Source organism: Actinocorallia aurea, assembly GCF_054783995.1.
Window position 1 is genome coordinate 57,725 of record NZ_BAAGPQ010000013.1, and the last position, 17,471, is coordinate 75,195.

Annotated in this window: 17 protein-coding genes; 8 read left to right on the forward strand and 9 right to left on the reverse strand. The window is 70.8% G+C overall.

Going from position 1 to position 17,471, the window contains the following annotated elements; translation table 11 throughout:
* Positions 1-64 precede the first annotated feature (64 nt).
* Positions 65-355 carry a hypothetical protein gene (locus ACYVOM_RS17355; RefSeq protein ID WP_460304428.1) on the reverse strand — a complete coding sequence of 97 codons (291 nt, stop codon included), beginning with the start codon at positions 353-355 and terminating at the stop codon, positions 65-67.
* Positions 343-567 carry a hypothetical protein gene (locus ACYVOM_RS17360; RefSeq protein WP_460304429.1) on the reverse strand — a complete coding sequence of 75 codons (225 nt, stop codon included), beginning with the start codon at positions 565-567 and terminating at the stop codon, positions 343-345. The genes ACYVOM_RS17355 and ACYVOM_RS17360 overlap by 13 nt, the downstream gene beginning before the upstream one ends.
* Positions 568-816: 249 nt before the next feature.
* On the opposite strand from ACYVOM_RS17360, the gene ACYVOM_RS17365 reads away from it, so the two are divergent.
* Positions 817-1,620 (forward strand): GntR family transcriptional regulator, encoded by an 804-nt coding sequence (locus ACYVOM_RS17365; RefSeq protein WP_460304430.1) that lies wholly within the window; start codon positions 817-819, stop codon positions 1,618-1,620.
* Positions 1,621-1,795: 175 nt separating this feature from the next.
* On the opposite strand, the gene ACYVOM_RS17370 is transcribed toward ACYVOM_RS17365, so the two are convergent.
* A complete protein-coding gene (locus ACYVOM_RS17370; RefSeq protein ID WP_460304431.1) occupies positions 1,796-2,344 on the reverse strand; it encodes a hypothetical protein in 549 nt (182 codons plus the stop codon).
* 731 nt (positions 2,345-3,075) lie between these two features.
* The gene (locus ACYVOM_RS17375) at positions 3,076-4,410 is read right to left on the reverse strand and encodes a lipase family protein (RefSeq protein WP_460304432.1); all 1,335 of its coding nucleotides are present in this window, start codon (positions 4,408-4,410) and stop codon (positions 3,076-3,078) included.
* A 253-nt stretch (positions 4,411-4,663) separates the two neighbouring features.
* On the opposite strand from ACYVOM_RS17375, the gene ACYVOM_RS17380 reads away from it, so the two are divergent.
* The 5 genes from ACYVOM_RS17380 (at position 4,664) to ACYVOM_RS17400 (ending at position 9,850) form a co-directional block, all read left to right on the forward strand.
* The gene (locus ACYVOM_RS17380) at positions 4,664-5,743 is read left to right on the forward strand and encodes a homogentisate 1,2-dioxygenase (protein WP_460304433.1); all 1,080 of its coding nucleotides are present in this window, start codon (positions 4,664-4,666) and stop codon (positions 5,741-5,743) included.
* Positions 5,740-6,903, forward strand: coding sequence for an alpha/beta hydrolase family protein (locus tag ACYVOM_RS17385; RefSeq protein ID WP_460304434.1), 1,164 nt, complete (start codon positions 5,740-5,742; stop codon positions 6,901-6,903). The genes ACYVOM_RS17380 and ACYVOM_RS17385 overlap by 4 nt, the downstream gene beginning before the upstream one ends.
* Before the next feature lie 17 nt (positions 6,904-6,920).
* Positions 6,921-8,072: an acyl-CoA dehydrogenase family protein gene (locus ACYVOM_RS17390; protein ID WP_460304435.1), complete on the forward strand. Its 1,152-nt coding sequence runs from the start codon at positions 6,921-6,923 to the stop codon at positions 8,070-8,072.
* A gap of 625 nt (positions 8,073-8,697) precedes the next feature.
* Entirely contained in the window at positions 8,698-8,961 is a 264-nt protein-coding gene (locus ACYVOM_RS17395) for a hypothetical protein (RefSeq protein WP_460304436.1), read from the forward strand.
* 118 nt (positions 8,962-9,079) lie between these two features.
* Complete coding sequence (locus ACYVOM_RS17400; RefSeq protein ID WP_460304437.1) at positions 9,080-9,850, forward strand: SDR family NAD(P)-dependent oxidoreductase; 771 nt, start codon at positions 9,080-9,082, stop codon at positions 9,848-9,850.
* Between the two features lie 61 nt (positions 9,851-9,911).
* On the opposite strand, the gene ACYVOM_RS17405 is transcribed toward ACYVOM_RS17400, so the two are convergent.
* The 3 genes from ACYVOM_RS17405 to ACYVOM_RS17415 are packed head-to-tail and all read right to left on the reverse strand — an operon-like array spanning position 9,912 to position 13,327.
* Positions 9,912-11,441, reverse strand: coding sequence for an acyl-CoA synthetase (locus tag ACYVOM_RS17405; protein ID WP_460304438.1), 1,530 nt, complete (start codon positions 11,439-11,441; stop codon positions 9,912-9,914).
* A 45-nt stretch (positions 11,442-11,486) separates the two neighbouring features.
* Positions 11,487-12,251, reverse strand: a complete 765-nt coding sequence (locus tag ACYVOM_RS17410) for a 3-hydroxyacyl-CoA dehydrogenase (RefSeq protein ID WP_460304439.1) — start codon at positions 12,249-12,251, stop codon at positions 11,487-11,489.
* Between the two features lie 50 nt (positions 12,252-12,301).
* Complete coding sequence (locus ACYVOM_RS17415) at positions 12,302-13,327, reverse strand: phosphotransferase family protein (protein WP_460304440.1); 1,026 nt, start codon at positions 13,325-13,327, stop codon at positions 12,302-12,304.
* A gap of 125 nt (positions 13,328-13,452) precedes the next feature.
* On the opposite strand from ACYVOM_RS17415, the gene ACYVOM_RS17420 reads away from it, so the two are divergent.
* The gene (locus ACYVOM_RS17420; RefSeq protein WP_460304441.1) at positions 13,453-14,316 is read left to right on the forward strand and encodes a helix-turn-helix domain-containing protein; all 864 of its coding nucleotides are present in this window, start codon (positions 13,453-13,455) and stop codon (positions 14,314-14,316) included.
* 108 nt (positions 14,317-14,424) lie between these two features.
* Entirely contained in the window at positions 14,425-15,597 is a 1,173-nt protein-coding gene (locus ACYVOM_RS17425; RefSeq protein ID WP_460304526.1) for an acyl-CoA dehydrogenase family protein, read from the forward strand.
* 153 nt (positions 15,598-15,750) lie between these two features.
* Here ACYVOM_RS17425 and ACYVOM_RS17430 read toward each other — a convergent pair whose 3' ends face one another.
* Together ACYVOM_RS17430 and ACYVOM_RS17435 are read right to left on the reverse strand one after the other, a co-directional pair.
* Positions 15,751-16,845, reverse strand: a complete 1,095-nt coding sequence (locus ACYVOM_RS17430; protein ID WP_460304442.1) for a CaiB/BaiF CoA transferase family protein — start codon at positions 16,843-16,845, stop codon at positions 15,751-15,753.
* Positions 16,842-17,450, reverse strand: coding sequence for a TetR/AcrR family transcriptional regulator (locus ACYVOM_RS17435; RefSeq protein ID WP_460304443.1), 609 nt, complete (start codon positions 17,448-17,450; stop codon positions 16,842-16,844). Before ACYVOM_RS17435 ends, ACYVOM_RS17430 begins: the two co-directional genes overlap by 4 nt.
* Positions 17,451-17,471: the final 21 nt, after the last annotated feature.

Here is a 17,471-nt window from a genome sequence, read left to right on the forward strand (position 1 = left end):
AGGGGGTGTTTTCTGGTACTTTCGCAGGTCATCGGTACCGTCCAACACCCCCGATATCTTCGTGTCAGGTTCGCCGCAACAAGTCGGCGAATCCTTCCGGAGTGCACATCCAATCCACGTCCCTCACGCAGTCGCGCAGACTATCGGCGATGAGCGCATAAGCCCCGCCGATCATCAGCAGGACGCTTTCCCCTTCGGCCCGCAGGCACACCCCGATCACCGAGCCCGGATGGCGCACCACCACATACAGGTAGCCGAGGTCATGGTTATGCCGGACATCCGCGTCCAAGCCCGCCTCACGCAGCAGGGCCGCGAGCATCACGCTCTGCCTCCGCGCTTTCGTCAGCCACTCCACGGCCGACCCGCCTCCCGAAGCCGCCCCGCCAGGTCCCCCGGCGTCCTCGCGTCGAACAGGCGATCCCACGTCATCGCCCAGAAGAACCCCGAGTACTCCCCGCGCCAGAACATCACCCCCGGGAACCACGCCCGCAACTCGCCCAGCACCGCATCTACGGAATCCGCACGGTCGGCAGCGACGCTGCCGCGCGGCATGGAAAGATCTTCCACGGGTCAGACCTCCAGAGTCTGATCAAGGCCCCGGATCCTCAGTGGTGGGCTAACACCACTGACCGGGGCCGTTCTCTTGCGCTCCTGCTCCTTCGCCCCGGTTCCGATGCCCGTTGCCGGGGCATCCTCGTAGGCTCGGCGTATCCGCACCGACGAGGTCGAGGCTTTTGCTTAAGCAAATAGCATCTTGCTCGCTCGGGCCGTAGGCGTCAATATGCTTAAGCTAATAGGTCTGTCTGGGAGGTAGCAGTGGCGGTGCGCTCCGAGGAGATCGCCGACGATCTTCGTCGCCGGATCCGGGATGGCGAGTGGCAGCCTGGTGACGTGCTGCCTCCGATGGCGGATCTCGCGGCGGAGTACGGGGCCGCCCGAAACACGGTGGCCGCAGCGGTGGCCTTCCTCGAAGACGAACGCCTGCTGTGGGCGGCGCGCAAGCGAGGCACGATCGTTCTTCGGCCGGGAGAGCGGCGAACGATCCAGCGGGGCAACCTGGTCCGTCGGAACACCCGTCACGTTGCGCCGGATGGATCGCCGACGGTCGGCGGGTACAACTTCCCGGCAGCGCAGTCCGGTGACGAGGTGTGGACGCATCACATCAAGCCGACGGCCGAAGTGGTGCCGATCCCAGACCGACCGGCGAACAAGCTGAAGATCCTTCCCGGCACGCCGACGTTGCGCCGCAGGCGCTGCACCGGCCCGGAAGGGGAAGCTCCCTTCCAGCTCTCCGATACCTGGATTCATCCTGATGCGCACAAGGAGGTTCCGTCCGTCGCCGAGTCCGGATCGGGGCCGGGCGCCTGGATCGACAGACTCGAAGAAGCCGGTCACGGCCCCATCTCCTGGATCGAGATCCAACGTGTCCGGATGCCCGCCAAGGATGAAGCGGACCTACTCCAGATACCGACCCGAATTCCGATCTTGGAGATCCTGCGCATCGGCTACTCCGCCCAGACCGAGCGCCCCGTTGAAGTGACCGTCGTTCGCATACCCGGTGACCGCGTCGAGATCATCAGCAGACTTCAGCGCGACGAGTCGGCCACCTGGCGTCAATGAAACAGCGGCGTTGTTCGCAGACCCGCGCGGTAGTGGCCTGGTGTGTGAGTCTTTCCCCTACAGGATCAAGGGACCGCCGCTGACGCGGCCGTCCCGAACAACGGGGCGCTCCGCGCCCCGGCGCAAGCGCCGGGGCGCGGGCGTCCCTGTTCGGGCGACCACTAGCGGCGGTCTGTCAGTCAGCGCAGCGGAGGCCCAAGCTAGCGTGAGTAAGCAGTTCGGCGGGGGTGTCTGCGCGGGCGGCGGCCCGGAAGCGATCGCCTAGGTGTGCAGGGGTCTCCCTGAGAATGATGCCGATGACCATCTCGGCTAGAACGGCATCGAACTCAGGGCGCGGAGAGCTGTAGCGGTCGCTCGTCTCGATTTTGCCGCTGGAGATGTGGTGGTCAGCCTGGGTGTGAGCGAAGGTCAGCTCATAGACGCCGTACCCCGTCCAACTACGGTGAAGGAAGAGGACGTCGCCTTCCACGATCGCATCCCATCTCTCATCCATGCCCTGGGACTCGTAGCCGAACTGTAGGCGGGACCACTGCGCGTCCGTCCATGTGGCTGTGGGGAGCAGCGGCATCGGCATCGGGCGTTCGATCGGCTCCAGCGGGCGGTGGAATGAGGCCCTCGTGACGCGTCCGGGTGGCATCCCGCCAGAGTAGTTCTTCCTCCCGGAAGCCACGCGATGTGATGCGCTTGCGTCCGCTGCTGTGCCACCGGGCTCCACGATCACCACCGTCCCTGGAAGGTGCCCGCACGGTGGCCGTATCCCTACTTGGACGGGGACCCCGCGCAAGGCCGCTCCATCGGGCTTGCGGGCAGGAGGGTCCAAGCCACGGCTTCGCCGCCCTCCGGGTGAGCTGCGCTCATGGCCTGTTCTGCCCGTTCGCATGACGCCAGCGGCCTTGCTCCCCCGCCCAAGTCCGGCTCCGTCCACCTCCCCTCCCCGTCCCGCCCGCCCCCCCGACGCAGAACCCACCCCCCGAGCCCACGCAGCGCGCCCCCGTCACCTGCTGGCCCGCAACAACCCGCCGCATGCCCCTGACCAGTGCAAATGCGCTGATTCTGGCCCGTCTATGGCCCGCAACCACCGACTCATGGCGACACACGCTGACCACCAGTGAGACATGATCACTTCGGAGCGCGTGAACCCGCAGGTCAGCGCCCCGCCCAAAGCGCGAAGAAGCGGCCCCGGATCATCCGAGGCCGCTCCGGACTACTTGGTTCCCCTGTGGAGAACGCGGAGGGGCAGGGGCGGGAAAAGGGGCCGGGGCCCGCGCGACGTCGCGCGGGCCCCGGAACGAATCTCGCCGATGCGGTAAGCGGCCGCTGCCGCGGTTTCCGCTGTCCCCGATCACCGACGCAAAGGGGGGTCTCTGCAATCAAGAGTGCCGGGACGCCATTGCGCGATGGTCAAACCCGAGTGAACTGCCTGTGACTTCTCATTCTCCCAGGGTCGCTCGGGTTTCAGGGCTGATACGGAATTTTCGCGCAGGTGGATTTCACGCCCTTGCCCTTGAGCCGGTCGGTCAGCCAGGAGATCGCGGTCTCCTGGTCGGTGAGGAGCGGGGCCAGGTGGTTGCCGAGGAGCTTGTTGCCGAGGTCGGGCAGGTCGACCGGGTGGTACACGACCTTCGCGTTCCTGGCGCACCAGTCGGAGGCGAGCCTGCGGGCCTGCCCGTGCACGACGATGTCGTCGCGGATCCCCGTGGTGACGCGGACGGGCACGGCGGGCTTCAGCCTGCCGATCCGCTGCCTGGCCAGGACCTTCTTCAGCGCCGGGTCGGCGGAGATGATGCGGGTGAGCGAGCGGCCGTCCTTCGTCCACTTCCTGCTCTCGGCGAAGCCGTACTTGAGGATCGCGTCGCCCACGCACATCGTCGACAGGTCCTTGAGCGCGGCCTTCCCGGCGGCGTTCACGTTCTTCTCGATGGCCTTCTTCACCGTCGGGCTGCCCTGCGCGAACCCGTTGATGGACCAGCCGAGCGCGCCGGCGAGGGCGCTGCCGTCGATGCCGTAGATGACCTCGGAGAGGTTCGCCGGGGGCGCGCCGACGTAGGCGCCCGCGAGTTTGAGCTCGGGCGCGTAGTCGGGCTGGAGCTCGGCCGCCGCACCGCTCGCGCCGCCGCCCTGGCTGTAGCCGTACAGGCCGATCCTGGACTTCTTCGTCAGCTTCGTGCCGGGCAGCCGCAGCGCGGCGCGGGCCGCGTCGAGCAGCGCGTGCGCCTCGTCGAGCCGGTCGACGTAGGTGTGCAGCCGGTCGGTCCCGCCGAGCCCCACGTAGTCGGTGACGACGACCGCGACGCCGGCGTTGAGCAGTTTGAGGAGCGCGAGGTTCTCGTAGCCGAAGGAGATGGTGCTGTCTCCGACGATGAGCGGGTTCTCCAGGGAGAGCGAGGGCGCGCACTGGTCGCCCTGGCCCATGGTGCCGGACGCGAGCGCGATGAGCGGCTGTGGTCCGGGGCCCTTCCACGCCTTGTCGGGCGCGATGTAGGCGCCGGTGACGGCGACGGCCTTGCCGCGCGCGTCGGTGGACCGGTACATGATGCGGGTGGCCCGGCCGGGCAGCGGCTGGTCGATGTCGGGCTGGTCGAGCGCGAGCTTCAGCGGCTCCTTGCGGATGATCGCGCCGTTGGCCTTGGGCAGCCTCTTGGGCGGGTCGTAGAACGCGGGGATCTTGACCCCGCGCGAGATCGCCCGCTCGTCGGCGGCGGCGGGGGCCGCGGGCACGCCCGCGAGCAGCGCGATCGCGGCGATGCCCGCGGCGGGCACCCGGAGGTGCGACGGTGACGACTTCTCCATGAGCGCTTCTCCCCTGGTCCCTCGAAGATCCTTGGGGAGGCTACGCCGGGAGAGCCCCGGTAAGTAACCGGTTAGTAGGTTACGGACGAGTAACATTCGTACGGCGTACGACACGGTGATTTCTGATTCCGAGTTCAGATTCTTGGCATCTGACACTTGTCAGGCGATGAGGCGTCTGTCACGCTACCCGTGCGGCGAGCCCGCACCGCCGAGCCCGCCACCCCACCGACCGGCGCACCGAAGGAGCACCCCCGTGGAATCGTTCGTCCAGCTCCGCAAAGGGACGACACCCCGCCACGTCCATCGCGACCTCGACGGCCTCAAGGACGACGAGCTCGGCCGGATGGGCTTCGTCGGCCGCCAGGCCCAGCTCTACCGGCGCAACGACCCGACGAAGTTCCGCAGCGAGGGGGATCTGCGCCCGTCCAGCTTCAAGGGAGACAAGCTCACCCCGACCGACCACACCGACCCGCGCGGCACGTCGCTGCTCCTCTACTTCAACGACGACGTGCGGTTCCTGCTCAGCCGGCGCACCGAAGCCATGCCGTTCTTCGTGCGCAACCTCGGCGGCGACGAACTGATCTTCGTGCACCGCGGCACCGGCGAGTTCGAGACCGAGTTCGGCCGCCTGCCCTACGAGCCGGGCGATTGGGTCCTGCTGCCCAAGGGCGTCACCTACCGCCAGGTCCCCGCCGACACCGAGAACTACTTCTTCATCATCGAGGCGCGCGAGGAGTTCCGGACTCCCCCGCCCGGCGTGTTCGGCAGGCACTGGCCGTTCGACCCGTCGATCGTCTACATCCCCGAGCCCGAGGTGCTCACCGACGGCGGCCCCGAGTGGGAGATCCGGGTGACGAACCGGGAGCTCCAGGGCTCGCTCTTCTACGACCACAACCCCTGCGACGTCGAGGGCTGGAAGGGCGACTACTTCCCCTTCAAGGTCAACATCCGCGACTACAACCCGATCCTGTCCGAGGGCGTGCACCTGCCCCCGACGGTGAGCACCGTCATGACGGCCGAGGGCGTCGTCGTCCTGAACTTCCTGCCTCGGCCCGCCGAGTCCCGTCCCGGTACCGAGCGCCTGCCCTGGTACCACCGCAACGCCGACTACGACGAGGTCGCGTTCTTCCACGGCGGCGAACTGCTCGGCTTCCCGATGCTCCCCGGACTCATCACCCACTCCCCGCAAGGGCTCCACCACGGGCCGCCGGAGGAACTGCGCGAGATGTCGCGCCGGCAGTTCGAGCAGCACGCCAGGCTGGAGTGGGTCACCCTCTCCATCGACGTGCGCCGCCCCCTCACCCTCAACCCCGAACTCGGAGGCGCCAAGTGAGCGTCGAACGCGTCCCCTTCGTCGTCCTCGTCCCCGAGATCACCGGCAACCGCGACACCTACGGGGGCGGCGGCGAGTACGTCGTGCTCGAAGGGCACCTGCTGAAGCCCGAGACCGCGTCCGACACCGTCGTGGTCTTCATGCACCCGATCGGCGGCGGCGCGTACCTGCCGATGGTGACCGCGCTGGCGAAGGCGGGCCACCACGTCATCTACTGCAACAGCCGCTACCGGGGCGTCGACAGCGCGCTCATCATGGAGAAGGTCGTCCAGGACCTCGGGGCCTGCATCGCGCACGCCAAGGAGCGGCTCGGCTACGCCAAGGTCGTGCTGGCCGGATGGAGCGGCGGCGGCTCCCTGTCGCTGTACTACCAGCAGCAGGCCGAGAAGCCAACCGTCACGCACACCCCCGCGGGCGACCCGTTCGACCTGAGGTCGCTGAACCTCCAGCCCGCCGACGGCATCATGCTCATGGCCGCGCACGTCTCCCGGCACGGCACCATGACCGAGTGGCTGGACGCCTCGATCATGGACGAGCACGACCCGACCGTCCGGGACCCGGAACTCGACCTGTACAACCCGGACAACCCCAACCAGCCTCCCTACACGCAGGAGTTCCTGGAGCGGTACGCCGCGGAGCAGATCGCCCGGAACCGGCGCATCACGGCCTGGGTGAAGGCCAAGCTCGCGTCGCTCGCCGCCGCCGGACGTCCCGGCGAGGAGTTCGCGTTCGTCGTGCACGGCACCATGGCCGACCCGCGCTGGCTCGACCCCGCCGTCGACCCCAACGACCGGCAGCCCGGCGTCTGCTACCTGGGCGACCCGAAGACCGTCAACATGAGCCCTGTCGGCCTCGCCCGGTTCACCACCCTGCGGAGCTGGCTCTCGCAGTGGTCCTACGACGACGCGTACGGCGACGGGCCGCGCGCGGCGGCCGACCTCACCGTCCCGGCCCTCGTCATCGGCAACACCGCCGACGACGCGTGCACGCCCAGCCACACCCGGCGGCTCTTCGAGGCGTTCACCGTCGAGGACAAGACCCTCGTCGAGATCAAGGGCGCCAACCACTACTACCTCGGCCCGGACCAGCGTCCGCACCTCGCCGAAGCCGTCACCGTCGCCTCCGAGTGGCTGGCCGCCCGCGGCTTCGGCCCCGCCTGACCCCCTGAAGGAAGACCATGCCGATCACGCATGACGAAGCCGTCGCGCGGGCGCGCGACCTGGCCCCGGGCATCGCGGCCCGCGCCCGCGAGACCGAGGAGCTGCGCAAACCGCACGACGCGAGCATCGCCGAACTCGTCGACGCCGAACTGATCCCGATCCTCGCCCCCAAGAAGTGGGGCGGCCACGAACTCGGCCTCGACACCCACCGGGCCGTCGTGGAGACGATCAGCGCCGCCTGCATGTCGACGGGCTGGATCCTCGACTTCTACATCGGGCACTGCGTCTTCGCCACGAAGTTCTCCGAGCGGGCTCAGGCGGAGTTCTTCGACGGCAAGCCGTACCTCCTCGCCCCCGCGACGACGTCGCCGACGACGAAGGCCGTCCGGGAGGAGGGCGGCTGGCGTGTCACCGGGAAGATCCCGTGGGGCTCGGGCATCATGCACGCCGACTGGGCCTTCTGCGTCGGCTTCGGCGACGACAACGGCCTCTACGCTTTCGCCGTCCCCGCCGCCGAAGTGAAGGTCGACGACGTCTGGCACATGGCCGGCATGGCCGGGACGGGCAGCAACACCGTCGTCCTGGAGGACGTGTTCGTCCCCGACCACCGCACCCTCCCCCAGCGCGACCTCACCCTCGGCGACACCCCCGGCGCCCGCATCCACGACAACCCGATGTACCGGATGCCCCTGATGCCGTTCCTCTTCGCGCAGGCCGCCCCCGTCTTCTCCGGCGCGCTGCGCGGCGCGGCCTCGGCCTTCGAGGACGTGATCCGCAACCGCGTCACCACCTACGGCCTCAAGACCATGAAGGACAGCACCACAGCCCACGTCAAACTCGGCGAGGCCGCCACGAACGCCATGATCGCCGAACGCCTCGTCGCCGACCTCATCGCCCGCGTCCAGTCCAACATCGGGGGCAAGTTCACCCTCGCCGAGCGCGTAGGCCTCAAAGCGCAGACCGCCTTCATCGTCGACCACTGCCGCCGCGCCGTGAACGACATGTCCCACCACGCCGGCGCCTCCAACTTCTCCCTCGACGCCCCCCTCCAGCGTTTCTTCCGCGACATCAACACCATCGCCACCCACGCCTTCTGGGACTGGGAGGTGGCCCGCGAACTCCAAGGCCGCCACACCCTGGACCTCAAGCCCAACAACCCCCTCGTCTGACCCCGAGGCCGCCGCCCCCGGGCGAGGCGGCGGCCTTCCTGGGAGCTGGCTCGGCGCGTTCAGCGGGCGACGTCCGCGCCAAGATCGCCCTTTTCCCGGAGACAACGGGCGAACCACCGAGTGTGGATCGCGAAAATTGCCGCCATCTCGACACAAGAAGATCTGATCTTGGCCTACTGCCACGAGCCGCTGGGTAGTTGGACGTTTACATGATCATCTGCATCGGCCCGCACAGATCTGGACACCCGTCATGATCGACCCCGAAGCGTCGAAGTTCACCCGGCTCGCGGCACCCGTCCTGCTTCCTCTGTCGGCGGCCATCGCGGTGTCGGCGTACGCCTCCGCGGCCCCGGCCTCCGCACACGAACCCGCCTGCCACGGGAAGAAGTGCCACCACGGCCAGCCGGGCCCCCCCGGGCCTCCCGGACCGCAAGGACCTGTCGGCCCCGCAGGTCCGGCGGGACCGGCGGGACCGGCGGGACCGGCGGGACCGGCGGGACCGGCGGGACCGGCGGGCTCAGAAGGACCAGAAGGACCGGCAGGACCGGCAGGACCGGTCAAGTGCGTCGACACGGCGGCCGTCACCATCGAGACGCCGACCTCCAAGAACCGGGCGAAGGCCGTCGTGGCCGTCCGCAATGGGAAGGTGTTCGGCCAGACGGTCAATGAGGACACGATTCCTCCGACGCCCACCCCGCTGACGAACTTCACCGCGGCGTTCGGCGCGGTCACCGTCGACTGCGCATCGGTGACGATTCCGGGCGGCACCGATGTCTACGTCACCGTGCGCACGAGCACCGACCAACTCCTCGAGGTCAAGTGCACGCTGGGCAACTTCCCGACCAGCTGCGCCGGCACCGTGATCAACCTCGGGACCATACCCATGTAGGCACCCCGCCGATCGCGAGTGATCCGCGGAAGCGCGCGTCGGCCGGTTCGCGCCGGGGACCGGAAAAGTGTCCCCGAGGTGACATTGCGTCCGGTGGGGCGGCGGGGGATCGTCGGGCATGAGCGGATTCGAGGGTAGGACGGCGCTGGTCACGGGCGGGTCGCGGGGGATCGGGCGGGCCGTCGCGCTGCGGCTGGCGGCCGAAGGCGCGCTGGTCGCCGTGCACTACGGGAGCAACGCCGAGGCGGCGGAGCGGACCGTCGAGGAGATCGCGAAGAGCGGGGGCGCCGCGTTCGCGCTCCGCGCCGACCTGCGGGAGCCCGGCGCGCCGGCCGCCCTCGCGGCGGCGCTCCGCGAGGCCCTGCGCGCCGCCACCGGCGACGACGGCCTCGACCTCCTCGTCAACAACGCGGGCATCCTCAACACCGCCCCCGTCGAGGCCGTCACCGAACAGGCCTGGGACGCCATCTTCACCCTCAACCTGAAGGCCCCCTTCTTCCTCATCCAGGCGCTCCTGCCCGTGCTGCGGGACGGCGGCCGGGTCGTCAACATGTCGTCGATCAACGCCCGCCTGGCCCTGCCCACCGCCATCGAGTACGCCATGACGAAGGCCGCCCTGGAGTCCATGACGCGTTCCCTCGCCCCGGTCCTCGCCCCGCGCGGCATCACCGTCAACGCCCTCGCCGCGGGCGCCGCCACCACCGACATGATGTCCTTCCTGGACTTCCTGCCCGACCTCAAGACCACCGTCGACGCCATGTCCGTCTACAACCGCATGGCCACCCCCGACGACATAGCCTCCGCCGTCCTCCTCCTCTGCTCCCCCACCTCCACCCTCATCACCGGCCAGGTAGTCGACGCCTCCGGCGGCTCCTGGCTAGGCCCCTGACCGGAACGGGGACGGCCCCCGCGTCCGAAGGGAGGACGTGGGGGCCGTTGCGGGGAAGGGACTAGCTGTAGAGGTTGCGCAAGGGGCCCTTGACGAGCTTGCCTGTGGGAGTGCGCGGAAGGCTCGTGGTGAACTCGAGGCGGCGGGGGATCTTGTAGCCGGCGAGGTGGGTGCGGGCGAAGGCCGTCAGGTCGTCGGCCAGGGCCTCGGAGGGCTCGACGCCGTCGGCGGGTTGGACCACGGCGAGGACCTTTTCGCCCATTTCGGGGTCGGGGATGCCGATGACGGCCACGTCGGAGACGGCGGGGTGGAGGACTAGGGCGTCTTCGATCTCTTGGGGGTAGATGTTCACGCCGCCGGAGATGATCATGAAGGCTTTGCGGTCGGTGAGGTGGAGGAAGCCGTCGGGGTCGACGTAGCCGATGTCACCGACGGTGGTCCAGTTGGGGTGGGACGGGTGTTCGGCGGCCTTCGTCTTCGCAGGGTCATTGTGGTACTCGAAGGGGCGTTCGTCGCGTTCGAAGTAGATCGTGCCGATCGAGCCCGCAGGGAGCTCGGTGCCGTCTTCGGCGCAGATGCGGAGGATGCCCAGGATGGGCTTGCCGACGGAGCCGGGGTGGGTCTGCCACTGCTCGGGGGTGACCCAGGTGGTGCCGGAGACCTCGGTCGAGGAGTAGTACTCGTGGAGGATCGGGCCCCACCAGTCGAACATCTGGCGCTTGACCTCGGCCGGGCAGGGCGCGGCGGCGTGCACCGCGTGCGTCATGCTCGACAGGTCGTACTTCGCGCGGACCTCCGCGGGCAGCTTCAGCATCCGGACGAACATCGTCGGCACCCACTGGCCGTGCGTGACCTGGTACTTCTCGACGGCCGCGAGGGCGTCCTCGGCGTCGAAGCGGTCCATGACGACGACGGTGCCGCCGAGCGCCTGGACCGCGCCGCACAGGCGGAGCGGGGCCGCGTGGTAGAGCGGCGCGGGTGACAGGAAGACCGTCGAGGAGTCGAGCGCGAGGGCCGGGCCGAACAGCGCGACCATCGCGTCGCCGGGCTCGGAGATGTCCCGGTCGGGCAGCGGCGGCCGGATGCCCTTCGGGCGGCCGGTTGTGCCGGAGGAGTACAGCATGTCGCCGCCGCGCGGCTGGTCGGCGACGGGTTCGGGCGAGCCCAGCGCGACCTCGGCCGCGTAGTCGAGCCACTGCCCCGCCGCCGCTTCCGGCCGGTCCATCGCGACCGCGTACTCGACGCCGGAGCGCGCGTCCCCGACCGCGTCGATCATGCCGGGGCCGACGATCAGGGCCCGCGCCGCGCTGTCGGACAGGATGTAGGCGAGTTCCTCCGGCTTGAGGTGCTTGTTCACCGCTGTGACGTACAGGCCCGCGCGCTGGCAGGCCCAGTACACCTCGAACATGCGCGCGTCGTTGCCCGACAGCAGCGCGACGACGTCGCCGTGCTCCAGCCCGACGGCCTTCAGGCGGTCGGCGAGGCGACGCGAGTTCTCCTCGAGGTCGCCGAACGTGAGCCGCTCGCCGGTCGCCGACATGATGACGGCGGGGCGGTCCGGCGCGGTGTCCGCGTGCACTCCCGGGTACATGGCTTTCTCCGATCCCTTCGGGGTGGTTCGTGTCGGGAAGGGCCGCTAGCGCGGGGCCATCCGGATGGCGCCGTCGAGGCGGATGACCTCGCCGTTCAGCATCGGGTTGGCGACGATGTGCGCGACGAGGGCGCCGTACTCGGACGGCTCGCCGAGCCGGCTCGGGTGCGGGACCTGCGCGCCGAGGGACTTCTTGGCCTCCTCGGGCAGCGACGCGAGCAGCGGGGTGTTGAACAGGCCCGGCGCGATGGTGACGACGCGGATCCTGTGCTGGGCCAGGTCGCGGGCGATCGGCAGGGTCATGCCGACGATGCCGCCCTTGCTGGAGGAGTAGGCGGCCTGGCCGATCTGGCCGTCGTAGGCGGCGGCGCTGGCGGTGTTGACGATCACGCCGCGCTCCTCGCCCGCCGGGTCGGCCTTGAGCATGCGCTCGGCGCCCAGGCGCAGCACGTTGAAGGAGCCGATGAGGTTCACTTCGATGATCTTGCGGTAGGCGGCCAGCGGGGAGGCCTTGCCGTCCCGGGTGAGGACGCGGGCCGGGGTGCCGATGCCGGCGCAGTTCACCACGACGCGGACCGGGCCGAGCGCCTCGGCGGCGTCGAACGCGGCGGTCACGCCGTCCTCGTCGGTGACGTCGGCGGGCACGAAGACCGCGGCGTCGCCGAGTTCGGCGGCGGCCTCCTCGCCGCGTCCGCCGGGCAGGTCCAGCAGGACGACGCGGGCGCCGGCCTCGATGAGGGCGCGCGCGGTGGCCAGGCCGAGTCCGCTGGCACCGCCGGTGACGACGGCGGAAGCTCCGTTGATGTCCATCTTCTTACCTCTTCGTTCTCGCACCGCGTCGCCTTCGACGCGGTGGCCGTTCAGGACCAGTCGCTGAGGGCGTCATGCCCGCGTGCGACGAGGTCGGGCACCATGGCGCCGATCTGCTCGAACCCGTCGCCGACGGTCAGGCCCGCCTGCGCCCGGTAGTGGATGCCCTCGAAGATCGCGGCGATCTTGTAGAAGGCGAAGCCGAGGTACCAGGGCAGTTCGGCGAGGTCGGCGCCGGTGTGCCTGGCGTAGGCGGAGACGAGGACGTTGCTGGCGGGGAAGCCGGGGACGTCGCCGGGCACGGCCGCGACGGGGCTGTCGAGGCCTCGGATGCCGTCCCACCAGACGACGGCGGAGGCCAGGTCGGTGAGCGGGTCGCCGAGGGTCGCCATCTCCCAGTCGAGGACGCCGACGACCTCGCCGGACGGGGCGACGACCACGTTGTCGAGCCGGTAGTCGCCGTGCACGATGCCGGTGCCCTGCCGGGACGGGAGCCGGTCGGTGAGCCGTTCGGCGAGCTTGTCGAACCCGGGCACGTCGCGGCTGTGGGAGGCGGCCGTCTGGCGTGCCCAGCGGGAGACCTGCCGGGCGAGGTAGCCCTCCGGGCGGCCGAGGGAGCCGAGGCCGACTTCCTCGGGGACGAGCCGGTGCAGCCCGGCGAGGGTCTGCATGAGGGCCGCGGCCAGGCCGGTCGCGGCGGCTCCGCCGAACGCCTCGACCTGGGCGCGGTCGCGCAGGATGAGGCCGTCGGTGAAGTCCATGACGTAGAAGGGCGCGCCGATCACGTCGGGGCCGCCGATCACCCGCGGGGCGGGGACGGGCACGTCCGTCGGGTGCAGGGCCTCCAGGACGCGGTACTCGCGGCCCATGTCGTGCGCGGTCTCCAGCACGTGGCCGAGCGGCGGGCGGCGCAGCACCCAGCGGTCGGCGCCGTCGGTGAGCAGGTAGGTGAGGTTCGACCGCCCTCCGGACAGCAGGCCGACGTGCAGAGGCCCCGTGAGCAGGCCGGGGGCGGCTTCCCGCAGGAAGGCCTCCAGCGCGGGGACGTCGACCCCGGGCGGCACGGCCGTAGTCATGATCCCTCCAAGAGACCGGTCGCTTTTCTGAAACCGACCGATCGAACGCTCTGTCCGAACAGTGGGGGTACTATTGCCCGGCCGAAGTGGTGTTGTCAAGAGCACACAGTCCTCGAAGGAGCACGGTGGCCGTACGCGAGAACGTGTCCGAAGTCAGAGAGGCACGCCAGGCGCTCGGCCTGCGGCTGCGCGGGGCCCGGCAGTCCGCCGGGCTCACCCTCCGCCAGGTCGCCGCGGCCCTGGAGGTCAGCATCGGCACCTGGAGCGCGGTCGAGAACGGGCAGACCCGGCTCGCCGAGGAGCGTCTGGAGGCCGCCGCCCGGCTGCTGCGCGCCGACCCCGAGGAGCTGCGCGGCGCCGCCTCCCCCGCCGCCGCGCCCGAGACCGGCTGGCGCGACTTCCCGCCCCTGGCCCTGGACGCCCCTCTGGCCGGGGCCCTTGAGGCGTTCGTCGAACTCGGCTACCACGGCGCGAGCATCCGGACCGTCGCCCAGCGCGCGGGGCTGTCGGTGCCGGGGGTCTACCACCACTGGCCCACCAAGCAGCACCTCCTGGTCGCCCTCCTCGACCTCACGATGGACGACCTGCTGCGCCGGGCGCGCGCCGCCCGCGCCGAGGGCGACGGCCCGCTGGAGCGGTTCACGATGCTGGTGGAGTGCCTGGCGCTGTTCCACACGCACCGGCGGGAGCTGGGCTTCATCGGCGCGAGCGAGATGCGCAGCATCGACCAGCCCGACCGGGCGCGCATCGCCGCCGACCGCCAGGAGATGCAGCGGATGGTGGACGACGAGGTCATCGAAGGGTGCCGCCGGGGGCTCATGTCGACGGCGCTGCCCAAGGAGGCCGCCCGCGCGGTCGTCACGATGTGCACGGCCCTGCCGCAGTGGTGGTCGCCGTCCGGGCCCTCGTCGCCGGAGATCGTCGCGCGGCAGTACGTCGGGTTCGCCCTGGAGATCGTCCGGGCACCCCGCGTTGACGCGGCCGAGTGACCGGGGTTAAGTTCAGACCGATCTAACGATCGGTCTGTTCAGGAGGACACAGTGTCGGCTTACGACCTCCCCGCCCCGTCCCCGAGGGCGAGCGAGCTGTACGACCGGATGGTCGTGTTCATGCGCGAGCAGGTGCTGCCCGCCGAGGCCGAGTACCTGGCCCACCGCAAGGCCGCCGGACCGGACGGCCACGACCTGCCCCCGGTGGTGGAGAAGCTCAAGGAGGCCGCCAAGGCCGAAGGGCTGTGGAACCTCTTCCTGCCCTCGGAGTCCGGCCTCACCCAGCTGGAGTACGCGCCCATCGCGGAGCTCTCCGGCTGGAGCGTCGACATCGCCCCCGAGGCGATCAACTGCCAGGCCCCCGACACCGGCAACATGGAACTGCTGCACCTGCTCGGGACCGAGCGGCAGCAGCGCCGGTGGCTCGGCCCGCTCCTCGCCGGGGAGATCCGCTCCGGCTTCGCGATGACCGAGCCCGACGTCGCCAGCAGCGACGCCACCAACATCGCCACCCGCATCGAGCGGGAGGACGACACTTACGTGATCAACGGCCGCAAGTGGTGGACCAGCGGCGCGATGGACCCGCGCTGCAAGGTCTTCATCCTCATGGGCAAGACCGACCCTTCGGCCCCCAAGCACCTCCAGCAGACGATGGTCCTCGTGCCGCGCGACACCCCCGGCGTCGAGATCGTCCGCGACTACCCGGTCTTCGGCCACCACGACCAGCACGGCCACGCCGAGGTCCGCTTCACCGACGTGCGCGTGCCCGTGGAGAACGTCATCGGCGAGGAGGGCGGCGGGTTCGCCGCCGCGCAGGCCCGCCTCGGGCCGGGCCGCATCCACCACTGCATGCGCGCCCTCGGCGCCGCCGAGCGAGCTCTGGCGCTGCTCACCGAGCGGGCCAAGACGCGCGTCGCGTTCGGCGGGCCGCTCGCCGACCAGGGCATGATCCAGCGCGAGATCGCCGAGTCCCGGCTGGAGATCGAGCAGGCGAGGCTGCTGTGCCACCGCGCCGCCCACGTCATCGACACCTGGGGCAACAAGGCGGCCCGCGACCTCGTCTCCATGGCCAAGGTCGCCGTCCCGCGCGCCGCCACCCGCGTCATCGACCGCGCCATCCAGGTGCACGGCGGCGCCGGCGTCACCGACGTCACCCCGCTGGCCGCCATGTACGGCTGGCACCGCGCGATGCGCCTCTTCGACGGCCCCGACGAGGTCCACCTGCGCTCCATCGGCCGCGCCGAACTGAACCGCGAGCCGGTCCTCCCGCCCCGCGCCTGACCCGTGCGGAAATGACGGGAGGGGCCCCGGGGAATCGGAACCCGGGGCCCCTCCCGTCTTCGCGCCTCCCGCCCGCGCCGGCCGGTGGCATCCCCGTCGGCGGGCGGGCGTAAGGGGGCCGGGCGGTGGGCTCCTCGGCCCGGAGGGCGATCGCTAAGCGTCCCAGTCGGCCAGGACCGCCGCTGTGTCGGCGCCCGGGGCGGGCGGCGGGGCGGGCGTGCCGGGCGGTGTCCGGGAGAAGCGCGGGGCGGGCGCGGGCTGGGCCACGCCGTCGATCCGCACGAAGGCGTCACGGGCGGCCAGATGCGGGTGCCCGGGGGCCTCCGCCCAGCTGAGGACGGGCGTCACGCAGGCGTCGGTACCGGCGAAGACCGCCGCCCAGTGGTCGCGCGGCTCGGCCGCGAACGCCGCGGTGAAGCGCTCGCGCAGCACCGGCCAAGCGGACCTGTCGTTCTGGTCGGGGAGGTCGGCCGCCTCCAGGCCGAGGCCTTCGAGCAGCGCCCGGTAGAACTGCGGCTCGATCGCGCCGACGGCCACGTGCCCGCCGTCCGCGCACGTGTAGGTGTCGTAGAAGGGCGCCGCGCCGTCGAGGAGGTTCGCGCCGCGCTCGGGCGACCAGGTGCCCTGGCCGAGCATCGCCCACATCATCTGGGCGAGCACGCCCGCGCCGTCGACCATCGCGGCGTCCACGACCTGGCCCTCGCCGGACCGCTCGCGCTCCCACAGCGCCGACAGCAGCCCGACGAGCAGGAACATCGAGCCGCCGCCGAAGTCGCCGACGAGGTTGAGCGGCGGGACGGGCCGCTCCCCCGCGCGCCCGATCGCGTGGAGGGCGCCGGTGATGCTGATGTAGTTGATGTCGTGGCCCGCGCGCTGGGCGAGCGGGCCGTCTTGGCCCCAGCCCGTCATGCGGCCGTAGACGAGGCGCGGGTTGACCGCGCGGCAGTCGTCCGGGCCGATCCCGAGCCGCTCGGCGACGCCGGGCCGGAAGCCCTCGATCAGCACGTCGGCGCGGGCCACCAGGCGCAGGACGAGGTCGCGCCCGTCGGCGGTCTTGAGGTCGGCCGCGACCGAGCGGCGGCCGCGCAGCAGGTGGTCGGGGCCGCCGCCGGTGAGGTCGAGCGTGCCCTGGGGGCGTTCGACCCGGACGACGTCGGCGCCGAGGTCGGCGAGGATCATCGCCGCGTGCGGGCCGGGCCCGATGCCGGCGAGTTCGACGACGCGCAGGCCCGTCAGGGGACCGGTCATGGGCGCGCTCCTGTCTCTGCGTGGGTGGGGCGGGGCGCGTTCAGCGCGCCCGTCTGGGCGACGAGCAGGGCGGCGAGGGCCGCGTAGGCGGCGGCGTCGTCGAGGCCGGTGGCCTCCTTGATGTCGCCGCGGTGGACGGCCTCCATGACCAGGCCCGCGACGGCTCCGGCGAACGCCGACCGGCCGCCCTGCCCTGGCGCGGCGTCCAGCAGGAGCAGCCTGACGCGCTCGGCGGCGATCGCGGTGTTGCGCCGGTAGATCTCGCGGGCGGGGCCGAAGGCCGTCAGGTCGGCGAAGAAGGCGGGCGAGGCCGCCGACAGCTCGGTGGAGATCGCCAGGAGGTAGGCCTCGATGCGGGCGCGCGGCTCGGTCTCCTCGGCCAGCCGGGCCTCGACGCGGTCGGTGGCGCGGCGGAAGAAGGCGCGGACGACCGCGGTGATGATCTGCTCCTTGCTCTCGGCGACCGCGTACAGGGTCGTCTTGGAGCAGCGCAGGAGCTTGGCGAGGTCGGCGACGCCGAAGTCGGCGAAGCCGCGTTCCAGGAACAGCTCGATCAGCCGTTCCACGAGTTCCGCGCGCCTGCGCGCCCTGGCCTGCGTCTCCATGAGCCGGACCCTACCGGTCGA